The organism is Aeromonas sp. BIGb0405, from assembly GCF_024807335.1.
In the GTDB taxonomy this organism is placed as follows: domain Bacteria; phylum Pseudomonadota; class Gammaproteobacteria; order Enterobacterales; family Aeromonadaceae; genus Aeromonas; species Aeromonas rivuli.
The window spans coordinates 1-22,231 of sequence record NZ_JANUEP010000015.1 but is presented as its reverse complement, the minus strand read 5'-3'; the positions used below and the strand labels follow the sequence as shown (position 1 = coordinate 22,231).

Here is a 22,231-nt window from a genome sequence, read left to right as displayed (position 1 = left end):
AAACTCCTTGCTTGTCGCGGGTGGCGAAGCCTGGCTTCGCCACCGGATCATTCCCTGATTCAACCGTGCTTCAGGCTGTCTTCCAGTTTGTCGACCGCGAGCCTGCCTTTGTGCTCGAGGCGGCTGGCGAAGAACAGACCCGAGAGGGAGGCCACCATGCCCGCCATGGTCGGAATAGTGGCCTTGGAGATGCCGGAGGCCATGGCCCGCGGCGATCCCGTGCCCGTGATGGCGAGGGTGTCAAACACCTGCACCATGCCGACCACGGTACCAAGCAGGCCCATCAGCGGGCAGAGGGCGATCAACACCTTGATGACCGGCATCCCCTTGTCCACCGCCAGGGCAACCCGGGAGACCAGTTCACGGCGGATCTGCTTGGCAGACCAGGATCCATGGTCACTGCGGGCCAGCCAGGTCTGTTGGGTTCCCCTGGCTTGCTGCGGGTAGACGGTCAGAAAATAGATCCAGCGCTCGAGCAACAGGGCCCACATCAACAGGGTGAGGAAGAAGATGGCGACCAGCACATCTCCCCCCATGCCCAGAAAGCGCCGGATGGATTCCACTTCCTCAATCAACCAGAACCACATGGAAGACTCCTTAGGCTGCTGCTTTGGCGGCGTGCAGACCTTCCTGATAACGGGCCACGAAACCCGCGCTCTGCTCTTCCAGGATCTGGATCAGGCGACGGCTCTGGGTCTGCACCACGGTGTAGAGGAACAGCATGGGCACCGCGACCACCAGACCTTGCATGGTGGTAACCAGGGCCTCGGAGATGCCGCCGGCCATCAGCTTGGGATCGCCGGTACCGAACAGGGTGATGGCCTGGAAGGTGGCAATCATGCCGACCACTGTCCCCAACAGACCCAGCAGGGGGGCGACCGAGGCGATCAGCTTGATGATGCTCACGCCCTTCTCCAGGGTAGGCACATGGCGCAGTATCACCTCGTCGAGCTTGGACTCCAGATCTTCGATGTTGTCGCCCTTGTGGCCCTGATAGGCGGTCAGCATCTCACCCAGCGGGTTGCCCTTGATGATGGAGTCTGACTTCATCTGCTTGCGCATGGCGCCGCCGATGAGGGAGAGACGGGCACCGCAGAACAGGGCGATCAGCAAGCCAACGGCGCCCAGCGCCAGGATGACGTAACCGACCACGCCGCCCTGATCGATGCGCTCGGCCAGGGTTGGGGACTGCACCAGCAGGGAGAGGATGACGCCGCGCGACGGATCCACATAGATGGGTTCAAGCCCGGCGCCGCCCTGCTCGAAGTCGGCGATGAGGGAGGTCATCTTGCTGTCCGGTTGACGGGAGAGCTCTTCAAACTTGCCGGTTTCGGGGACGAAGTTCAGGTACTTGCCATCGGCGACCGTGTTGAACTCGCCAATCTGGGTGACGGTTTTATCGGCCTGGCTGCCTTCGCCGTAGACGACGGTGGCCGGGATCTGGCTCACCTTGCCCGCGTCGACCATGCGACTGAGGATGGTGGTCCAGAAGGCTTCAAGTTCCTGGCTGGAGGGTAGTTCCTTGCTATCGGCAAGCTTGGTCAGCAGCGGCGCCTGATCGGGATGTTCTACCCGCAGCGGCGAGGCGTTGAAGATGCCCTTGAACTCGCCAGCGAACTGACGCACCACACCGAACATCTCCCCCATATTGCCGGCGCGCTGGCGCAGGGTCTCGGTCAGCTCGGTCAGCTGCTTGTCGTTGGCGTCAAAACTGGCCTTGAGCCGATCGCCCTTGGCGGTCTCGGCGGCGAGATCCGCCTTGGCCTTGGCCAGCAAGTTGGCCTGTTCGTTCTTGTCGGCCAGGAAGCGGGCCTCCCGCTCCTTGTTGAGCTGAGATTCGGTCAGGCTGTCGGCCTTGATCTGGCTCAGCAGGGCATTGAGATCCACCGGCTTCTCGGCGGCGGTGACTGGCAGAGTAAACAGGGCGGCACCCGCTATCAGCGAGGCTATGGTGAGTCTGAGTCCTTTCATGATGCTTTCTCCGCAGTGTGAACCGGCAACTTGATCAGGGCAGGGGGAGCCTGCTTCTTGGCGATGCGAAGGCCTTGTTCAACTGCACTGCGATACTCCTGGGGCAGGGCTTCCCACTGGCGGGTCTGTTTGTTCCATACCCCTGTCTCCATCCCGTCCGGGGATTGGTAGAGCAGGGCGATGCGGCCGACGCGCAGGAACTCATAGGTCTTCTGGGCGCCGTCTTTTTCCAGACTGGCCTTGTAGGCCTCTATGGTGCGACTGAAGCCCTCTTCGATCTGGTAGGCCTCGAGGATCTTGCGGTATTTTTCCGAGATGGTGACATCGGCCCTGTCCATCAGGTGGGTCAGGGCGGCCACCCTGTCTTCCCGCTCCACTTTCTGGAATGGCAAGTCCAGGCTGACGAACTGGTCGAGGGCGTCGATCATCTTGAGCATCAACGGCACCACTTCGGTACTTGTCTGATCGATCTGGGCTATCTGGCGCTGCATCGAGGCCAGCTCGCTGCTCTGGGAGTCGACCATCTTGCCGACTTGCTCGTTATAGACGTGCAGGCTGTCGAGTTGACGCAGACTCGCCTTGTACTGGGCCAGGGCGGATTCTGCGGTTTCGGCGTAGCTATCAATCTTTTGCTGAGACACTTTCGAGGCATTGTCGGTGGCGGCCTGGGTGTCCACGGCTTGGCCTGCGGTGGCGGCACTCAGGTTGAAGCTGGTCAACAGAGCGGCCGAGATCAGGCTGCCCAGAAGCGCTTTCTTCATTGTAATCGTCCTTGTTTTCATAGGATTACCCTATCTCCGTTACTTCTTTGGACCTTGGGTAAAGCCGGCCCGGGGGCCGGCTTACTGTTATGTCAGCACAGGGATCAGAACTTCTGGGTGTAGTCGAGGTAGTAGATGCGACCGTCGATGCTGTAGATGTCTTCGTCATAGGTGAAGCCATCGCTCTCGAGAGATGGAATACGGTTGAACATGTTCTTCACACCGGCCTGCAGCTTGCCATCCCAGGGAGTATCGACCCCGACGTTCAGGTTCCAGGTGGTGTTGGAGGCGATGTGGCCCGTCTCTTCACCGCTGTCGGCGAGATAGTCCTGGCTCTGGGAGTCGATGTAGTTCGCGCTCAGATAGGTATCCATGTTCCACCACTGGGGCACGTTCACGCCGACCCCTGAGTTGAAGCGCAGTTGCGGCTTGCCGTTCTGGCCAATCTTGTCAATCTCCGGGCCACCGGCGTAGAGACCTTCCTTGTACTCCAGGATGTAGGTGCTGCCGAAGTCATAGCGGATGGTGGCGAAGTTCAGGTCGTAGCGATAATCCGCCTTGAAGTCCAGGCCGCTGGTGTTCAGATCCCCCAGGTTGACCATGGGAGAGGTGACATTGCGGATCTTGCCGTCGCTGCGGCGCTCGACCAGGCTGGAGCCGCCGTTGTTCAGCTCGTCATAGATGATGGACTGGGTGGAGTTGAGCTGGATGACATCCTCAATCTTGATGATGTAGTAATCCAGGGAGAAGTTCAGGTCGTCGATTGGGCTGTAGCTGGCACCGAAGTTCAAGGTGTTGGCCGTCTCTTCCTGCAGCTCCTCGTTAGAGGTTCGGGTGGTATTGTACTGCTGGTTCGGGCAGTCGGCTGCCGAGATGCCGTTGTTCTGGCAGTAGACGTAATCCTTGGCCCAGTCCGCTGAATAAGAGTCCGCAGCATAGAGATCCTGCAGGCTGGGGGCGCGGAAGGATTGCGACCAGGAGGTGCGGAACATCAGGTTGTCCAGGGGCTGATAGCGCAGGCTGGCCTTGGGGGAGAAGGCGCTGCCAAAGTCGCTGTACTTGTCATAGCGACCGGCGACGCTCAGCTCGACCTCTTCCAGTATCGGGATCAGGGTCTCCACATAGACGGCGGTGACGTTGCGATCGCCCCCCGAGGAGTTGCCGGACGACCCTATGATGTTGCCCGCTTCCGATTGGGAATCATATTTGTCGGCATAGACCCAGTCGTTGTACTCGGCGCCCGCATACCAGCTGACCGGGCCGGCTGGCAGTTCGCCCATGTCCCACTGCACACCGGCATACCACTGGTAGAAGTCCATGGTGGCGCGGCGGCTGGTATCGGCCGCCATGGAGGCCGTGGTGTCAGCATCAAACTCGCCATTGACGAACTTGCCATCGGCAACCGCTTGCTGGGCGGCGGGGGCCAGCACGTAACCGGTACCGTTCTCCTTGTTGTCGGTCTTGGAGTACATGTAACCGGCGTTCCAGATCAGATCGCCGACCGCTTCGGTAGGCAGGGTGCCCTCGAACGCCAGGTTGAGACTGCCGGTGGTATCTGTGACCAGGTTGTCGCGGGTGCCGACGTTGTTGAAGCGGTAGTAGACGTAGGCGGCTTCCCCCAGGCTCTCGGTGGCGGCGGCATCCAGGCCATTTTGCTGGTAGAAGGCGGCATTTTTCGGGTTGGCCGCATCCACGGTGAAGGAGCCTGCTGCCGGGGCGAAGCGCCCGAAGCTCTCGACCCGGGAGGCGACTATCTGCGGCACGAAGTCGACGCTGTCGTTGATGTGATAACGGCCGTTGAGATAGAGGGTATCCCGGCTGCGCGAAGCCGTCTTGGCGGCGACCTGACCGTAGTCATAGTTACAGCCGCCATCGAAGTTGGTGAAGGGCTCTTTGCAGGTGCCATTGGCATCGGTGGCGCCCGCCAGGGGACCATATTTCCACTGGGCATCGCCATTGCCGTCTACCCCGGTGACGCCCTCGACGTTGCGGCCATAGGCGCTCGGCGCCTCCTTGCCCTGCTTGACGAGATAGTCGCGATCCCGGGAGTAGATGATGTCTTTCTTGTCGTGCTCATAGACGGCCATCAGGGAGCCTTTCTCCCCGGTGATACCGGCCATGACGGAGCCGCTCTTCTCGTCACCGCCGTCTTCAGACGGGCTACCGAGACGACCCTGGAATTGCAGACCCTCGTAGTCTTGCTTGAGGATGACGTTGATCACGCCGCCGATGGCGTCGGAGCCATAGATGGCGGAGCCGCCGTCCAGGTTGACTTCGACCCGCTCAACGGCCGCCATGGGGATGGTATTGAGGTTGATGGCGGTGCCACCCATGGTGGGGGAGCCCGCGACCCGCTTGCCGTTGAGCAGTACCAGGGTTCGCTCTGACCCCAGGCCACGCAGGCCGACGGTGCCTTGGGACTGGAAGGAGCTGCCCGAAGAGGGGGAGACGCCGCCGAAGGAGTTGTAGGAGGCCTGCTTGAGGTAGTCAGCGACGGTTTGCTGGCCGGATTGTTCTATCTGGGCCTTGCTGACGGAGACGACAGGGGTGGAGCCTTCGACATCGACGCGGGAGATGCGTGAGCCAGTGACCTTGATTTTCTGCAGCTGTTCAACGGATTGGCCCTCTTCTTCGGCATAGACAGAGGGGGCCACTACTGCTGCTGCACTCGCCAACGCGAACGCGATGGCAGCAGAGATCCTGCTTTTCCTAAGCATCGCTTGTATCCTTCCTGGTTGTTTATTGTTTGCTTCCTGAACCGCCCTCGTTGGAGCAGTGCGTAAGGCTTATCAAGTTTTGGCGGCGGGAGTCAATTGATGGGCACTGTATGGGGAGATCGCGTTTTGTGGCGGCACAATATTAAATGCACAACGTTTTCTTAGTTATATATTCTGGCGCATGGCAAAATGAAAGGTTAATGTGATGTTAACGCGCTTATTGGTGAAGTATTTGATTAATACGGAACTTATTACTAACGATGGGGTCTTGTTGAGTTTCATCTCACTTTTCCAGCCGTTCACGATATTTTTAACTGCTGAGTGTCGAGGGTGGCCCGATAAATAGATTGGCTGGTCAGATGAGATGGCTGTCTATTGCTTCTTTATAGCTATTTTAATGAGCTGTATTAACCTATTGATTTTATGCGCCTTCTGTTCTTTGGTCACATGAATGAAACAAAACTTAAATTCTTTAAATATTTTTTTTAATAGTGGTTTTTTATTTCGAATTTAAGTTTTCAGCAAAAAAAGTGCAGTGATTTACACTGTTGCGACATGCAAGGGGGTGAGAGGAGACCAAGGGCTCGTTTTACTTGATTTTTGTTGCAGAGGTTTTACAGTGGCCGAGCGGATTGTTTGTCAAATTGCCAGTCAATCCAGCTTGTCGTGCCAGGAAGGAGAGGCCAGTCACAGGAAATGACTGGCCACACAATAACAACAAGGACGAGGTTTAACCCACCATGCTGTCGTATTTCTTACGTCGGATGCTTTTGATCATCCCGACGTTTCTAGGCATCACGCTGCTGGTCTTCACCGTCACCCGTTTCGTACCGGGCGGCCCGGTCGAGCGCATGCTGTTGCAAGCTCAGGTCTCGCAAAATGAATCCGGGCGATCCAGCGGCAGCAAAGGCGGCCAGGCCCTCTCCGACGAGCAGATCGAGGAACTCAAGGCCTTCTATGGTCTCGACAAGCCGATGCTGATCGCTTATTGGGAGTGGCTGCAGAAGCTGGTGGTGCTCGACTTGGGGGAGTCGACCCGTTACTACGAGCCGGTCTGGGATCTCATCAAGGACAGGCTACCCGTCACCGCCTTCTTCGGGCTGGCGACCTTCCTGCTCAGCTATGCGGTATCCATCCCGCTCGGGGTGGCCAAGGCGCTCAAACACAACAGCCGTTTCGACTCCATCAGTTCGATGCTCATCTACATGGCCTATGCCTTGCCCGCCTATGTGGTGGGGATCTTCCTCATCACCGTCTTCGCGTTTCACCTGGAGTGGCTGCCTATGGGGGGCTTCCCCGGCGATGACTTCGAGTACATGGAGAGCAGCTGGGACAAGATAGTGGTCGTCTTCTCCCACGCCTTGTTGCCGCTTATCGCTTATGCCATCGGCGACTTTGCCATCCTCACCATGACCATGAAAAACAGCCTGATGGAGAACCTGTCGGCGGATTATGTGCGCACCGCCGTGGCCAAGGGGCTGCCGTTTCGCAAGGCGGTGACCGATCACGCCATGCGCAACAGCCTGATCCCCATCGCCAGCCACCTGGGGTCGGTGCTCACCGTCTTCTTTGGCGGCTCCTTCCTGATTGAGACCATCTTCAACATCGACGGCATCGGTCTGCTCGGTTACGAGGCCATCGTCGAGCGGGATTACCCCACCGTCATGGGCATACTCGCCATCACTTCCATGCTGATGCTGGTGGGCAATATCGTCTCGGATATTTGCGTTGCCCTCGTCGATCCCCGCGTGCGGTTTGGAGAATGATCATGAACCTTGTCCTTAATATCATGGCGATGCCAAGCAGCATGATCCTTGCCGATATCTGCGTGGTGATGCCGGCCGTCGATCCTCGCGTGCGGTTTGGAGAGTGATCATGAACCTGAATCCGGTCACGCTAAAGAAGCTCAAGCGTTTCAAGTCCATCAAGCGGGGTTACTACTCCTTCATCATCTTCTCAACCCTGGTGATGCTGGCGTTGCTGGCGGAGCTGCTGGTCAACAGCCGGGCGCTGGTGGTGAACTATCAGGGGGAGCTCTACTTCCCCACCTATGGCGACGTGATCCCGGGCCAGCACTTCGGGCTGGATTACCAATACGAGACCAATTACCGGCAGCTGCAGGGCAAGTTCGAGCAGGAGAACAACGGAAACTGGGTGCTGCTGCCCCCGGTGCCCTGGAATCCCTACGAGCAAGACTTCAAGCAAGATGTCTACCCGCCCTACGCCCCCAGCCTGGCGGATCGCCACTTCCTCGGCACCGACACCAGTGGTCGCGATGTGCTGGCGCGGCTGGTGTACGGTTTTCGCATCGCCATCGGGTTTGCCTTCATCGTCCTGGTGGCGAGTTACCTCATCGGTGTCAGCATTGGCTGCATGATGGGGTTTCTGGGCGGCAAGTTTGATCTCTTCTTGCAGCGCTTTATCGAGATCTGGTCCCAGGTGCCTTTCCTCTACGTCATCATGATCCTGGTCTCCCTGGCCAAGCCCAACTTCGGCCTCTTTGTCGGCATCAACGTGCTGTTCGGCTGGATGGGGATCACCTGGTACATGCGTACCCTCACCTACAAGGAGCGGGCGCGAGACTATGTGATGGCGGCGCGGGCCCAGGGTGCCAGCACCAAGCGGATCATCTTCAACCACATACTGCCCAATACCCTGGTGATGATAGTGACCCTGGCGCCCTTCGCCGTGGTCGGCAACATCTCGACCCTGACGGCGCTCGATTACCTCGGTTTCGGGTTGGCGCCGCCGACCCCCAGCTGGGGAGAGCTGCTCTCCCAAGGCATCAACAATCTGGATGCCATCTGGATCGTCAGCTCCGTGGTGGTGGCGGTGAGTCTGGTGCTGATCATGGTCTCCTTCATCGGGGAAGCGGTGCGTGAAGCCTTCGATCCTCGTAAATTTACCCGTTATCAATGAGTGGTCGCCACGCCTCTGCAGAGGCGGGCGCACCTTGTGAATGTTACCCGTTATCAATCAGTGCCCCGTGCAGGGATGCAGTGACCAGGAGGTCAAGATGAACAACAAGATGAAATGGATAGGGGCCCTCTTCCTGCTGGTGAACGGGCAATGGGTGTGGGCGGCGACGTTGCCGGAGGGGCTGGTCTGGGAGACCAATGATCAGGATCCCCAGTTTGCTTCTGCCAAGGCGCTGCCGGGCGGCACCTTCAATATGTTTGTCGACAGTTTTCCGCTGACCTTTCGCACCGTAGGGCCTGATTCCAATGGCGCCTTCCGCTCCTATATCCTGGATAACCAGCTGCGGCTGATCAGTTTTCATCCCAATACCGGCAACCCCATTCCGTCGCTGGCGACTCAATGGGCCATCGCCCCTGACAATCAGACCGTCTATTTCAAGCTGGATCCCCGCGCCAAGTGGTCCGATGGCAAGCCGGTCACCGCCGATGACTACACCTTCGGTTACGAGATGATGCGATCCAGGCACATCAAGGGCCCCTGGTTTAACAACTACTACACCACCGAGGTGGTGGCGGTAGAGAAGATTGATGCGCACACCATCCTGGTCAAGGCCGGTAACCCCAAGGCCAAACTGGACTTGCTCAATACCACTGAGCTGTGGCCGCAACCCAAGCACTATTACACCCTCGATGAGAACTGGGTGAAGAAGTACAACTGGGCCGTGGTACCGACCACAGGGCCCTATGTGATGACAGAGGTCAAGAAGGGCAAGTCCATCACCTTCAGCAAGCAGAAGGGGTGGTGGGCCCAAAGCGATCGCTACAACCAGCACAGATTCAATGTCGATACCATCAAGGTGCAGGTCATTCGTGATCGCAACATCGCCTTTCGCCACTTCCTGAAGGGGGAGTTTGACAGCTTCGAGATGCTGCTGCCGAACTGGTGGCACGAGAAGGCCAACACCCAGGAGTACAAGCAGGGGCTGGTCAAGAAGGTGATGGCCATGACGGACACCAAGCAGGGCGCTCAGGGGCTGCACCTCAACATTGCCAATCCCAAGCTGGCCGATATCAATGTCCGGCTCGGTATCCAGCACGCCCTCAACATCGACAAGATGATCAAGACGGTGCTCTATGGCGACTATCAGCGCGCCACCACCTTTGACTCAGGCTTTGGTGCCTTCACCGAGGTTGCCTTACCCGAGCGTACCTATGACATCAATCAGGCCCGTGACTACTTTGCCAAGGGTGGATTCGACAAGGCGGGACCGGACGGTATCTTGCAAAATGGCAAGGGGGAGCGGCTCAGTCTGGCCATCACCTATGCCACCACTGAGCACACCAAACGGCTGACCGCGCTCAAGGAAGAGGCCAAGAAGGCGGGTCTGGATCTGGAGCTCAACCTGGTCGATGGCGCGACCGGCTTCAAGGTGATGCTGGAGAAGAAGCATGAGGCGGCCTGGCTCGGCTGGGGTGGCGGTGGCCTCTATCCGCAATATTGGGAGTTCTTCCACTCGGATAATGCCAACAAGCCCCAGACCAACAACTTCTTCAATGTGGCGGACAAGGCGCTCGATACCCTGATCGATACCTATGGCAGCGAGTTCGACACCGACAAGCGTGCCAAGCTCTCCCAGCAAATTCAGCAGCGCATCTACGATCTGGCCATCTTCGTGCCCGGTGCCCAGCTCAACTATGTGCGGGCCAGTGCCTGGCGTTATGTGATGTTGCCCGAGGTGCCTGCCACCCGAAATTCGCCGGATCAGCTCTATTGGCCGATGGACGGTTACCCTTATAGCAGTGGTGGCTTGCTCTGGCTCGATCCCAAGGCAAAGGAAGAGACCAGACAGGCCAGGGATGCGGGCGAGAGCCTGCCCTCGCAAGACATGGTCGACAAGACCTATGCACGCAGTTGAGAGGGTGAGTCAGATGTCGATAAGCAAGGTGCCCATCCTGGACGTTCGGGATCTTGAGGTGGAGTTCAGTGTCGATGACGGCAAGATCAAGGTGCTGGACGGCGTCAGCTTCAAGGTGCAGGCGGGCCAGACCTTAGGGATAGTCGGCGAGTCTGGCTGCGGCAAGAGCGTCACCTCCCTGGCCATCATGGGACTGCTGCCCAAGCCTCATGGTCAGGTGGTGGCGGGATCCATCAATTTTCAGGGGGAGGAGCTGCTCAATTTAAGCCCGGAGCAGATGTACAAGGTGCGCGGCAATCGGATCGCCATGATCTTTCAGGAGCCGATGACGGCACTCAACCCGGTCAAGACCATAGGCGCCCAGCTGGTGGAGGTATTCACCCTGCACAGGCCTGCGTACAGCAAGGCCCAGCGTAAGGAGGCCGCCATCGCCATGTTGCGCAAGGTGGGGATGCCGGAGCCCGAGACGCGGTTCAATGTCTATCCCCATAACCTCTCTGGCGGTATGCGCCAGCGGGTAATGATCGCCATGGCGCTCTCCTGCGAGCCGGACTTGCTCATCTGTGACGAACCGACCACGGCGCTGGATGTCACCATCCAGGCCCAGATCCTGGAGCTGATGAAGGAGCTGCAAGCCCAGACAGGGATGGCCATTCTCTTCATCACCCATGATCTCGGGGTCGTGGCCGAGCTGTGCGACGAGGTGGTGGTCATGTATGCCGGGCGCGCGGTGGAACGCGCCCAGATATTTGATCTGTTCGAGCAGCCCCATCACCCCTATACCCATGGCCTGATGAACTCGATCCCTCGCCTGGAAGATGAGCCCAAGACCCTGCTCAACACCATCAAGGGCCAGGTGCCTGCACTCTTTGAGATGCCGGCGGGTTGCCGTTTCTCCAACCGTTGTCCCCATGCCAGCGACATCTGCGTCAGTCAGGTGCCGCCCATGGAGCAGCTTCAAAACCGGCACGCCGTGGCTTGCCATCATTGGAAGGAGATCCGGGTATGACGCCACTGTTGAGTGTCAAAGGGCTCAAGCAGCACTTCGTCATGGGCGGCGGCCTGTTGCAGAAGAAGTACACCGTCTACGCGGTGGATGGCATCAGCTTCGATCTCAAGCAAGGGGAGACGCTGGGGCTGGTAGGGGAATCTGGCTGTGGCAAGTCGACCCTGGGTCGCTCCCTGCTCAAGCTGTTCGAACCCACGGCGGGGCAAATCTGTTTCGAGGGGAGGGATATTACGGGATTGAGTGCCGGGGATATGCGATCCCTGCGCCAGGAGATGCAGATCGTCTTTCAAGATCCTGCAGAATCCCTCAATGGTCGCCATACCGTGGGCCAGATTTTGGAAGAGCCCTTCATTATTCACGGCAAGGGCAGTCGCAGTGAGCGCCAGCTGTGGGTGCGAGAGCTGCTCGGCAAGGTCGGGCTGCCCGAGACGGCGGCGGATCGTTTTCCCCATGAGTTTTCAGGGGGGCAGCGTCAGCGCATCGGCATCGCGCGCGCCATCGCGCTCAAGCCCAAGCTGCTGGTCTGCGACGAGGCGGTGTCGGCGCTGGATGTGTCGGTGCAGTCGCAAATCATCAATCTGTTGCTGACCCTGCAGCGGGAGATGAACCTGGCCCTCATCTTCATCGCCCACGACCTGTCGGTGGTGAAGCATATCTCGGATCGGATCGCCGTCATGTACCTGGGGCGCATCGTCGAGATAGCCCCGGCCCAGCAGCTGTACCGCAACCCGCGCCATCCCTATACCCAGGCGCTGATCTCCGCCATTCCGGTGCCGGATCCGCGGCGCCGCAATCAGCGGATCTTGCTGAGCGGGGATGTGCCTTCGCCCATCTCACCCCCCCCAGGTTGCCATTTTCATCAGCGTTGCCCCCATGCCGGTGAACGCTGTCGCAGCCAGTCACCCAAGCTCGACCCCTGTGCGGGAGAGACCCATCTGGTTGCCTGCCACTTCCCGCTGCCGCTTCAGGAGGTGCCGACGCAGGATCCGGTGCCACTGGGAAAGGTGATCTGAAGGATGAGTGCCTGGAGATGAGGGAGCCGGGGGCAAGGGAATTAAAAAATGGGGCCCGTGGGCCCCATCTTCATTGGTAGCGTTCAGGTTCGGCCTGGGAGTGCGTGCGCACAGAGGCCTGGGCAGGACTGCCGTGCCGGATGGCATGGCGGCTGTGTGTGGTATTGATAGGTATTTTGTTGGTTAATAACGACATGATTGCCGTTGTGATTAGGCACCGTAACGGAAGTAGTAGTTACGAGTGGCCGGGGCATAAGTGTCCTTTTCAACACTGCCTTTTTTCTTGCTGGTGGCACCTTTAAGGTGGAACAGCACTGCCAGGTTCTCAAACATGATTCACCTCGTTGCTCTGTTGTCTGGGATGTTTCTGTGACAAAGGTCACGGTTCAATCCTAGCGATTAATGTGATGTAGATCAAATTTTGAGGTAATTAAACAACAAAACTCCTGGAAAAGGTTTTCCTGTGCAAGTCGGCTCATGGATAGGTTTTCAGAAAGCGGTTGCAGGTCGGTTCAGGGGGAAGATCTTGGCGGCAGGGCAGCCGCTGCGGTCTGTGAGTCAGCAAAAAGCAAGCAGGAGAGGCGGGGGGAGAAGGCGAAGAGATGAGTGGGGCTTGGATCATGCCCCGCACCAGGCGGGGCATGTTGGACTGCCTGGGTCTTATTTGGCAGGGATCTGCTCGAGCACATGGACCAGCAGCTGCCAGAAGCGCTCGACCGCCGGGATGTGCACCTTCTCGCCCGGCGCGTGGGCGCCGCGGATGGTCGGGCCGAAGGAGACCATGTCCCAATCCGGGTAGGCGCTCTTGAACAGGCCGCACTCCAGACCGGCATGGATCACCATGACATTGGGCAGGTCGCCGAACAGGGTCTGGTAGCTGTTTCGCACCAGCGCCATCACGGGGGAGTTGACGTTCGGTGCCCAGCCCGGATAAGCACCGGTGAACTCGCAGCTGGCGCCGGCCAGGCTGAACAGGGAGCGGGTCATCTGCTCCACGCTCTCGCGACCCGTGTCATGAAGGGAGCGGATCAGGCACTGGACATAGACTTCGTTGTCGAGGGTCTTGATGACCCCCAGGTTGGTCGACGTCTCGGTCACCCCCGGGATGGCATCGCTCATGCGCATCACCCCGTTCGGGCAGGCCATCAGGGCGTCGAGCAGGCGGCGCTGCAGATCGTCAGAGAGCAGCTTGGTCGGGGCATCCTGCTCTTGCAGCAAGACCGTCAGGTTTGCCTCGACGGCGGCCAGCTCGCTCTGGTAGATACCGGCATACTGGTCGACCAAAGCTTTGAAGCCCGCGACACTGGCTGCGGGCACCAGCAGCTTGGCCCGGGCTTCGCGGGGAATGGCATTGCGCAGGGTGCCGCCGCTGATATCGCCAAGGCGCACGCCCAGGGGCTCCGCCGCCTTGAGCAGGCGTACCAGCAGCTTGTTGGCGTTGCCACGACCACGGTGGATGTCGACCCCGGAGTGACCGCCGCGCAGTCCCTTCACGTGCAGCTCGAAACCTGCGCCCTCACCGGCAGCAACCTGCTCCAGGGGGAAGCGGATATTGGCATCCACGCCACCGGCGCAGCCCATGTAGACCTCGCCATCTTCTTCCGAATCCGTGTTGAGCAGGATCTCGCCTTCCAGCCAGCCCGCTTCCAGGCCGAAGGCGCCGGTCATGCCGGTCTCTTCGTCCGTGGTCAGCAGCACTTCCAGCGGACCATGCTTGATGCTCTTGTCGGCCAGCACGGCCAGACAGCCAGCCATGCCCATGCCGTTGTCGGCGCCGAGGGTCGTGCCGCGAGCGGTGACCCAGTCACCATCGATGTAGGCATCGATGGGATCGGTGGCGAAGTCGTGCTGGGTGTCGGCATTGGCCTGGGGCACCATGTCCATGTGGGCTTGCAGCACCACGGCCTTGCGGTTCTCCATGCCAGGGGTGGCGGGCTTTTTGATGATGAGGTTGCCCACGGGATCCTGTTTGACCGCCAGCCCTTCACTCAGGGCCCATTCGGTGATCCAGGCACTGAGCTTGGCCTCATGCTTGGAGGGATGGGGAATGGCGCAGATCTGTTCGAAGAAGTGCCAAATCAGTTTGGGAGATAGAGAACTAAGAGGTGCCACGTCAGACTCCTTACCAGCACGGGAAATAACCGGGCCCACCAGGGCCTGATGAAGAGGGTAACGATAATACAGTCAATCCCGTAAAACTGTGAGCGATCAGCACAAATCATGGCCGTCACTCGCCTTGGCCAGGCTGGCAAGCTGGTGTGACGCCCAAAACTGGTGATTTATTTTTGTGACTCACATCACAAAAATATTGAGTTTTACGATGATGCTGGTAAATTGTCCTCCGTGGTCTCCACCACTGTCAGGATGACGAGAAGTGCCTCCAGGGAACCGAAGCAAAGCAAGTGCGCCTCCATGGAACCGAGTGTCAGCTTAAGGATTCAAGCACGCATAAAGGTACGTAACTTGTTAAGCAATCAGGAGTTTATATGTCAGGCAGTAGCGCAACTTATTGGTTTACCCCCTCTCTCTACACCCAGGGCTTCAGCTATCCGAATGCCTTTGTCAATCGTCGTTAAGCGGCGATAGGGCCCAGAGGCGAGCGCCATGGACCCAGGTAGAGAAAACAGCAGGCGTGAGGTCTCCTCCACCTGCTTTTTTTTGCCCGCCATTTATGCCTTCTTCTCATGCTGAACGCCATATCCCCTTGGGCTGCCCTCATCTCCGTCTCGTTTCCCTGCCAAGGCTGCCTGAACAGCGCCCCCTTCCTCGCCGATCACTGAGCCAAGAGGGCGGCATCAAACGATACTCACCTTCCGGTTTGCTGATAAAAAGGCATACGTTTGCCAACCTTTTCACCGGGAAAGGGTGCTAACATAGCCGCCCAATAGCCTGTCCATGCCCATTCCTTGCGATGCGTTGTCATGGTGAGCCCAGATTGCCTCTCTATTTTGTTCGTTTCCGGCCCGGCTGCTTAGCCCGAGCGGGATCGAGTGCAAGCTGAATTTGGTGCATGACCCTGTGGTATCACTCCGGGGACGAGCGTTGGCAGGTAATAAATTTCAAGTGTTCATCTGTTTTAAAATAACTTGTCGAGATCGATAGCATGCCTAAGAAATTCTACGTGTCATGGGATAACCTGCAGCGGGAAGCCCGTCGTCTGGCTCGTCGCCAACTGCCTGTCAGCCAGTGGAAAGGGATCATCGCCGTCAGCCGTGGTGGCCTGGTGCCCGCGGCCCTGATGGCCCGTGAACTGGGCATTCGCAACGTAGAGACCCTGTGCATCTCCAGCTATGACCACAACAACCAGCGCGAACTGGCTGTGGTCAAGGCCGCAACCACCGCCGGGGACGGTGAAGGCTGGCTGGTGGTTGACGATCTGGTCGACACCGGCGGTACCGCCAAGGCCATTCGCGAGCTCTATCCAAGAGCCAAGTTCATCACCATCTTCGCCAAGCCCCTCGGCGAGCCGCTGGTGGATGACTTCGAAGTCGCCATTCCGCAAGACACCTGGATTGAGCAACCCTGGGACATGGCGCTGGAGTTCACCACGCCCATCTGCGAAGAGCAGTAATGCCGACGGCCTCTGCGGGCACCGCTTGTTGATACACAGGGCTCCTTCGGGGGCCCTGTTTCGTTGTGGCGTGGCAATGGGGCCAGTCTGGGGTGGTCTGCCATGACAAAACCTGGGTAAGATGGGTCACTGATTGATGGCGATGAGACGATGCAGTGAAGCCAAATGACGACATTAACTTGACCGAGCAACTCTTTACCCGAGTCAAGAAGGTCCAGGAGACCTCGGAGATATCGAACAGCAGTCCCCTTGAGCCGCAGGCTGAGACGGAGGACTTCATCGACGGTTCTGCGGTGCGCAGTTGGTATCGTCTGCTGCGCCGCCCTTCCTGGGCCTGGCAAGGGGCGGATCCGGTCGAGGTGGAGCAGACCCTGGCCCGGATCGCCATGGGCAAGGGGGAGCGGAGCCACCCTGAGTTGCTCGATACCATCAAGGGCTATGTGCCAGGCAACTGGGTCTTTGAATGGAGCCAGCAGGCCGGCGGTCACTTCAAGCAAGGGCGAGCCCTGGCCGACGCAGGTCAGCGTCCGGAGGCAATCAATGCCCTGCTCAAGGCGGTGCGCTACTACTCCATCGCCAGTTATCCCCATCTCAAACACGATGAGCTGGCCGATCAGGCTCAACTGCTCGGCAATCTCGCTTATCGGGAGGCGGGGCGCCTGTTCGAGGTGCCCCTCAAAGAGATACAGGTGCCGTTTCGCGGCAAACACATTCAGGGCTACTTGCACCTGCCGACCATCGACAAGCCGGTGCCACTGGTGATGGTGAGCGGGGGCATCGACTCACTCCAGCTCGATTACCTCAATTTTTATCGCAAGTATTTGGCCCCGAATGGTATTGGCATGCTCTCCCTCGACATGCCGGGCATCGGCTACGCCGAACATTGGCCCCTGGTGCAGGACACCAGCCGCCTGCATCAAGCCGTGTTGCACTATCTGGCCGAGGTGGCCTGGGTCGATCACCAGCGCATTGCCATGGTGGGTTTTCGCTTTGCGGGCAACATAGCGGCCAGGCTCGCCTTCATTGAACCGTTCAAATTACGTACCGTGGTCTGCATCGGTGCCGGGGTGAATCAGTGCTTCGCCGACCCATCGCTTTTTGCCAAGTGTCCGCGCATGATGCGTGATAGTCTGGCTAACAGGCTGGGTGCCAATGCCGCTGACTGGGAACAGATCCGCACCAAGAGTCAGGTGTTTTCCCTGAAAAAACAGGGGTTGATGAGTACGCGCACCTCGGTGCCCATCCTCAGCATCGGTCACAAGCGGGACTTTATCTGTCCAGAGTCTGATGTCAGGGCACTGGCCGCCTGCAGCCGCAATGGCAAGGCGGTGGTGTTTGACAAGCAGCCGTTGCGGGAGGTCTATGACCAGGCGCTTCATGAAACGGTAACTTGGCTCAAGCAACATCTATGTACTTGAATATCTTCTTTTTACGCCGTCAGTATCCCGGTTGATGTGATGGCACTGCTTGTTCAACACGGAGGTTAACATGCCAGAAAGAGTCACCTATAAACGCCTGCTGCGGCAATTTGCCGCCATTGGCCCTTATCTCAGGGAAGACCTCTGTCATGAGGGGCGCTACTACTTTGATTGCCTGTCGGTCTGCGTCAGCGCCAAGGCGGCGCCGGACAAGCGGGAGTTCTGGGGCTGGTGGCTGGTATTGGAGCAAGACGATCACCACTTCCAGTACCACTATCAGCTCGGCTTTTATAACGGCGAGGGCAACTGGATAGACAAGCCGCTCCCCAAGAAGCATCAGGTCGAGGTAGACCGCTCCTTGCGACTCTTCTATCGGCTGCTTAATACCAAGCTGACACAACTGGAGTGCCAACTTGCCCCCGCGGAGCAGGTAACCCGCGAGTTATCCGTCACCGCCGCCTGACCCGACTGCCCTGCGGGGGTTAATTGCCTTGCAGGGCAGCAGGGGCGTGGGTATAAAGGGAATCCTTACCTTTTTGCCTTATCAATTCCATGGAAAACAAAACCATAGTCGTCAAGTTGGGCACCAGTGTACTCACCGGGGGATCTTCCCAGCTCAATCGTGCCCACATGGTCGAACTGGTTCGCCAGTGCGCCGCATTGCACCGCCAGGGCCACCGGGTGGTGCTGGTGAGTTCCGGGGCCATCGCCGCCGGTCGTGCCCATTTGGGGCACCCCCCACTGGCCCCGACCCTGACCAACAAGCAGATGCTGGCGGCCGTGGGACAGACCCAGCTTATCCGGGTCTGGCAGGATCTGTTCAACCTCTATGACCTGCACGTCGGCCAGATGCTGCTGACCCGCGCCGACCTGGAAGACAGGGAGCGCTACCTCAATGCGCGCGATACCCTGCGCACCCTGCTCGACCACCGCATCATCCCCATCATCAATGAGAACGATGCCGTCGCCACCGCCGAGATCAAGGTGGGGGACAACGACAATCTCTCTGCGCGTGCCGCCATTCTGGCCGATGCGGATCTGCTGATCCTGCTGACCGATCAGACCGGGCTCTTCACCGCGGATCCGCGCACCAACCCCGATGCCCAGCTGATCGAGGAGGTGCAGACCATAGACGATACCCTGCGTAAATTGGCAGGGGGCAGCGTCAGTGGCCTGGGGACCGGCGGCATGGCGACCAAGTTGCAGGCGGCCGATGTGGCGCGCCGGGCGGGGGTCGATGTGGTGATCGCCACGGGTCAGGTGCCGGAAGTGGTCGGGCGTCTCGCCAATGGCGAGCGGATCGGCACTCGCTTCCCGGCCCTGGCCTCTCCCCTTGAGGGGCGCAAGAGCTGGATCCTGGCGGGCCCACCGCCCCTTGGCGAAGTGCAGGTCGATCTCGGGGCCGTGGTCGCCATGCGCGACAAGGGCTCCAGCCTGTTGCCCAAGGGGATTACCGGGGTCAGGGGCATCTTCGTGCGCGGTGATGTGGTGCGGATCCTCGATCCCCATGGCAGCGAGCTGGCCCGTGGCATCTGCCGTTATAACCACGAGGAGCTGACACGGCTGCGGGGGGTTCACTCGGATCAGATAGAGACGCTGCTGGGCTATGGCTATGGCGCCGTGGCCATTCACCGCGACGACATGATACTGCTGTAGTGTTGATGCCGGGCGATGGTCCGCGCGATGAGATGATACTGCTGTAGTTTTGATGCCGGGCGATGGCCCGTGCGATGAGATGATGGCTCTGTGATCTACGCGATGCAGGGCGATGGCCCGAGCGATGAGATGATGGCGCTGTAATCTACGTGGTGCAGGGCGATGGCCCGAGCGATGAGATGATGGCGCTGTAATCTACGCGATACAGGGCAGTGGCCCGCGCGATGAGATGATACTGCTGTAGTGTTGATGCCGTGCGATGAGATGATATCGCTGTAATCTAGGTGGTGGGCTGGGGCCCGCCGGCATATGAAAGGATCGAAAGATGAGTCTGGAGACATTGGGCCAAGCGGCCCGCGAGGCGGCCTATCAACTGGCTACCATCAACACGGCCCAGAAGAATCAGGCACTGCTGAGCATCGCCCAGGAGCTGGAAGCCCGGCAGAGCACCATATTGGCTGCCAACGCCAAGGACATCGCGGCGGGTCGGGAAGCCGGCCTGTCCGAGGCCATGCTGGACCGCCTGCTGCTCACCCCCGAGCGGCTGGCAGGCATTGCCAACGACGTGCGCAAGGTGGTGAGCCTGGACGATCCGGTCGGCGCTGAGCTGGACAGCCGCGTGCTGGAGAATGGCCTGCGTCTCTCCCGGCGCCGGGTGCCCATCGGGGTGATTGGGGTCATCTATGAGGCGCGTCCCAATGTCACCATCGACATCGCAGCGCTCTGCCTCAAGACCGGCAATGCCAGCATACTGCGCGGCGGGCGCGAGACCTTCCACTCCAACCTGGAGCTGGTCAAGGTGATCCAGGCCGCCCTGGCCAGTACTGGCCTGCCCATTGCGGCGGTGCAATACATCGACAACCCGGACCGGGCGCTGGTGGCCGAGCTGCTGCGGCTGGATCGCTACGTGGACATGATCATCCCCCGCGGTGGCGCCGGCCTGCACAAGATGTGCAAGGAGAACAGCTCCATTCCGGTCATCATCGGCGGTTTTGGCATCAGTCATGTGTTCGTGGATGCGAGCGCGGATCAGACCCGCTCCCTGGCCGTCATCGACAATGCCAAGGTGCAGCGCCCCTCTGCCTGCAACGCCCTCGATACCCTGCTGGTGCATGACGCCATTGCCGCCGAGTTGCTGCCCAAGCTGGTCGCGCGGATGAACGAGCAGAAGGTGACCCTGGTGGCGCACCCCAATGCCATGGCGCAGCTCAACGGGGCCAACGGTATGCGGGAGGCGGGGGCCGACGATTTCGATACCGAATGGTTGGCGCTGACCCTGGGGGTCAAGCTGGTGGCCGGTGTGGAGGAGGCGCTGGCGCACATGCGCGAGCACAATGCCAGTCACTCTGACGCCATCCTGACCAATGATCTGGGCAACGCCGAACGCTTCATCAATGGCGCAGGCTCGGCCGCTGTCTATGTCAACGCCTCGACCCGCTTCACCGATGGGGCCCAGTTTGGTCTGGGGGCCGAAGTGGCTGTCTCTACCCAGATGCTGCATGCCCGGGGCCCCATGGGGTTGACCGAGCTGACCAGCTACAAGTGGGTGGGGCAGGCGGATTATCTCTCCCGCCCCTGAGTCTTGGTACTGCGCCTCAGTCAATGACATGCCGACCCCAGGGTCGGCATGTTTGTTTCCTAAAGAGGCGCTTGGCACTATTGGCTAGTGCATTAACCTTGGCGCACGATCAGCACGGGGCAGGGGGCATGACGCACCACGGACTCTGCCACGCTGCCAACTAGCAGGTGGCTGATGCCGGAGCGGCCATGGCTGCCCATCACCACCAGATCCACCTTGTCCTCCTTGGCCTGGGCGACGATCTCGTCGGCGGCGCGGCCAAAGCGCACGACGAAGTCGGCGGAGATCGGCAAGGTCTCGATGAGCCGTTGTATCTCTTCCTTGGCGTGGCGTTCCATCTCGTGGGTGATCTCGATGGCGGTCATGTGCAGAATCTTGTAGCTGTCGAAGCCGTGGAGCTGATCGACCACATGGATCAGCTTGAGGCTGGCATTGTGGCTCTTGGCCATGAAGACGGCATAGTCCAGTACGGGTTGGGACATCTGGGAAAAATCGACGGGACAGAGCAGGGTGCGGATAGACATGGAAGGCTCCTTTCGCGAGTGGTTTATGAGGGGTAGCCCATCGCAAATGGGCCACCAATGAATCTCACCTACCGTTATACCTGCTTGCCGCACAATAACTTGCGACTGGCTCGCAAATTTGAAAAATGGTGCTCGGTGTGATCCTGAACAGACTGATCTTCTGGGTAAGCCGTGCATAATCCAAAGCATGGCGCCAGGAGGCGAGAGGAGAGGGAATGCAGATACTGATACGAATCCTGTTGCTCTGCGGTTGCCTCTGTCCCCTGATGAGTCGGGCCGAGGATCTCCCCGTCTATTGCGATGACTGGCCCGGCTTTTGCGAGGCGGACGGGGGAGGGCTCTATCTGGATTTGGCACGGCACATCTATGAGCCGCTCGGTTACCGGGTGAAGCCGCAATCCATGCCCTACAAGCGGGCGCTGGCCATGGTGGTCAAGGGTGGATATGGCATCACCATGGGGGTCTATCTCAACGAGGTGGAGGGGGTGCACTGGCCCCATTATCCGGACGGTGCCGACGATGTGACAGTTTTCATGCTCGACAAGTGGCGCAAGAGCTGGCAGGGAGAGCAGAGTCTGGCCCAGCAACGGGTGCTCTGGCAGCGCGGCTGGGCCTTCGACAAGTACATCAAGGTGCCGATGCGCTGGCATGAAGTGAACAGCCATCAGGATGCCATGGCGCTGCTGCCCAAGGGGCGCCACCGTTATTACCTGAGTGCGGGAGTGCTCTATGCCAATGACCCTCTGCCACCCGATGTCAGCCGGGTCTTCCTGCGCTGGCTGCCAAGCTACCCCATCTTTGCGCGCAGCGACGCCGGGCTCAAGTTGCAGCAAGAGTGGGATAGAGGCATGGCGCGTCTCATCGACAGCGGGGAGCTGACCAGGCTCTACCGGGAGAATCACTTGCTCGACTACTACAGTGATTTTCTACGGGGCCTCAAGCAGGAAAGGCGGGCTCAATCTGACCGATGACCCTTGGCCAGCCGATCATGGGGGATGACGCTGACCGTGACGGCCAGGCTTATGCCGTCACTGGGTGGCTATATAGGCCACCCTCTGCTCTCTTATGACGCTTGTGATCCGGTGCGCAGACGTTTGGCCAGCCGGTCATGAGGGATGACGTTGGTTGTAGTGGCCAAGCTCATGCATCCTTGGGGGGGATAGACCACATCCTTATTC

18 protein-coding genes are annotated in these 22,231 nt (G+C 59.3%); 11 read left to right on the top strand and 7 right to left on the bottom strand.

What is annotated here, in order from left to right; translation table 11 throughout:
• Positions 1-59 precede the first annotated feature (59 nt).
• From M2366_RS18765 to M2366_RS18750, 4 genes are all read right to left on the bottom strand, one after another.
• Positions 60-587: a MotA/TolQ/ExbB proton channel family protein gene (locus M2366_RS18765; RefSeq protein WP_042039784.1), complete on the bottom strand. Its 528-nt coding sequence runs from the start codon at positions 585-587 to the stop codon at positions 60-62.
• Between the two features lie 10 nt (positions 588-597).
• Positions 598-1,971, bottom strand: coding sequence for a MotA/TolQ/ExbB proton channel family protein (locus M2366_RS18760; protein ID WP_224432152.1), 1,374 nt, complete (start codon positions 1,969-1,971; stop codon positions 598-600).
• Positions 1,968-2,732 carry a DUF3450 domain-containing protein gene (locus M2366_RS18755; RefSeq protein WP_042039781.1) on the bottom strand — a complete coding sequence of 255 codons (765 nt, stop codon included), beginning with the start codon at positions 2,730-2,732 and terminating at the stop codon, positions 1,968-1,970. Before M2366_RS18755 ends, M2366_RS18760 begins: the two co-directional genes overlap by 4 nt.
• A 104-nt stretch (positions 2,733-2,836) precedes the next feature.
• Positions 2,837-5,449, bottom strand: a complete 2,613-nt coding sequence (locus M2366_RS18750; RefSeq protein ID WP_042039779.1) for a TonB-dependent siderophore receptor — start codon at positions 5,447-5,449, stop codon at positions 2,837-2,839.
• A gap of 740 nt (positions 5,450-6,189) precedes the next feature.
• Here M2366_RS18750 and M2366_RS18745 point away from each other — a divergent pair.
• From M2366_RS18745 to M2366_RS18725, 5 genes are all read left to right on the top strand, one after another.
• Entirely contained in the window at positions 6,190-7,215 is a 1,026-nt protein-coding gene (locus M2366_RS18745) for an ABC transporter permease subunit (RefSeq protein WP_310504100.1), read from the top strand.
• Between the two features lie 109 nt (positions 7,216-7,324).
• A complete protein-coding gene (locus tag M2366_RS18740; RefSeq protein WP_224432945.1) occupies positions 7,325-8,368 on the top strand; it encodes an ABC transporter permease in 1,044 nt (347 codons plus the stop codon).
• 97 nt (positions 8,369-8,465) lie between these two features.
• Positions 8,466-10,283 (top strand): extracellular solute-binding protein, encoded by a 1,818-nt coding sequence (locus M2366_RS18735; RefSeq protein WP_259270394.1) that lies wholly within the window; start codon positions 8,466-8,468, stop codon positions 10,281-10,283.
• 13 nt (positions 10,284-10,296) lie between these two features.
• The gene (locus tag M2366_RS18730) at positions 10,297-11,292 is read left to right on the top strand and encodes an ABC transporter ATP-binding protein (RefSeq protein ID WP_259238168.1); all 996 of its coding nucleotides are present in this window, start codon (positions 10,297-10,299) and stop codon (positions 11,290-11,292) included.
• Entirely contained in the window at positions 11,289-12,305 is a 1,017-nt protein-coding gene (locus M2366_RS18725; protein WP_259270393.1) for an ABC transporter ATP-binding protein, read from the top strand. The genes M2366_RS18730 and M2366_RS18725 overlap by 4 nt, the downstream gene beginning before the upstream one ends.
• Positions 12,306-12,515: 210 nt before the next feature.
• Here M2366_RS18725 and M2366_RS18720 read toward each other — a convergent pair whose 3' ends face one another.
• Complete coding sequence (locus M2366_RS18720; protein ID WP_157013844.1) at positions 12,516-12,638, bottom strand: hypothetical protein; 123 nt, start codon at positions 12,636-12,638, stop codon at positions 12,516-12,518.
• Between the two features lie 327 nt (positions 12,639-12,965).
• A complete protein-coding gene (locus tag M2366_RS18715; RefSeq protein ID WP_042039770.1) occupies positions 12,966-14,417 on the bottom strand; it encodes an aminoacyl-histidine dipeptidase in 1,452 nt (483 codons plus the stop codon).
• Positions 14,418-15,408: 991 nt separating this feature from the next.
• On the opposite strand from M2366_RS18715, the gene gpt reads away from it, so the two are divergent.
• The 5 genes from gpt (at position 15,409) to M2366_RS18690 (ending at position 20,529) form a co-directional block, all read left to right on the top strand.
• Positions 15,409-15,876, top strand: coding sequence for a xanthine phosphoribosyltransferase (gpt, locus tag M2366_RS18710; protein ID WP_259238160.1), 468 nt, complete (start codon positions 15,409-15,411; stop codon positions 15,874-15,876).
• Positions 15,877-16,031: 155 nt separating this feature from the next.
• A complete protein-coding gene (gene frsA / locus M2366_RS18705; protein ID WP_259238159.1) occupies positions 16,032-17,294 on the top strand; it encodes an esterase FrsA in 1,263 nt (420 codons plus the stop codon).
• Positions 17,295-17,364: 70 nt separating this feature from the next.
• Positions 17,365-17,757: a sigma factor-binding protein Crl gene (crl, locus tag M2366_RS18700; RefSeq protein ID WP_042039768.1), complete on the top strand. Its 393-nt coding sequence runs from the start codon at positions 17,365-17,367 to the stop codon at positions 17,755-17,757.
• 89 nt (positions 17,758-17,846) lie between these two features.
• The gene (gene proB / locus M2366_RS18695; RefSeq protein ID WP_224432209.1) at positions 17,847-18,950 is read left to right on the top strand and encodes a glutamate 5-kinase; all 1,104 of its coding nucleotides are present in this window, start codon (positions 17,847-17,849) and stop codon (positions 18,948-18,950) included.
• Between the two features lie 325 nt (positions 18,951-19,275).
• The gene (locus tag M2366_RS18690; protein ID WP_259270392.1) at positions 19,276-20,529 is read left to right on the top strand and encodes a glutamate-5-semialdehyde dehydrogenase; all 1,254 of its coding nucleotides are present in this window, start codon (positions 19,276-19,278) and stop codon (positions 20,527-20,529) included.
• A gap of 92 nt (positions 20,530-20,621) precedes the next feature.
• Here M2366_RS18690 and M2366_RS18685 read toward each other — a convergent pair whose 3' ends face one another.
• Complete coding sequence (locus M2366_RS18685) at positions 20,622-21,053, bottom strand: universal stress protein (protein ID WP_042039764.1); 432 nt, start codon at positions 21,051-21,053, stop codon at positions 20,622-20,624.
• A 215-nt stretch (positions 21,054-21,268) separates the two neighbouring features.
• Between M2366_RS18685 and M2366_RS18680 the strand changes: the two genes are divergently transcribed.
• Complete coding sequence (locus tag M2366_RS18680; RefSeq protein WP_259270391.1) at positions 21,269-22,024, top strand: ABC transporter substrate-binding protein; 756 nt, start codon at positions 21,269-21,271, stop codon at positions 22,022-22,024.
• Positions 22,025-22,231: the final 207 nt, after the last annotated feature.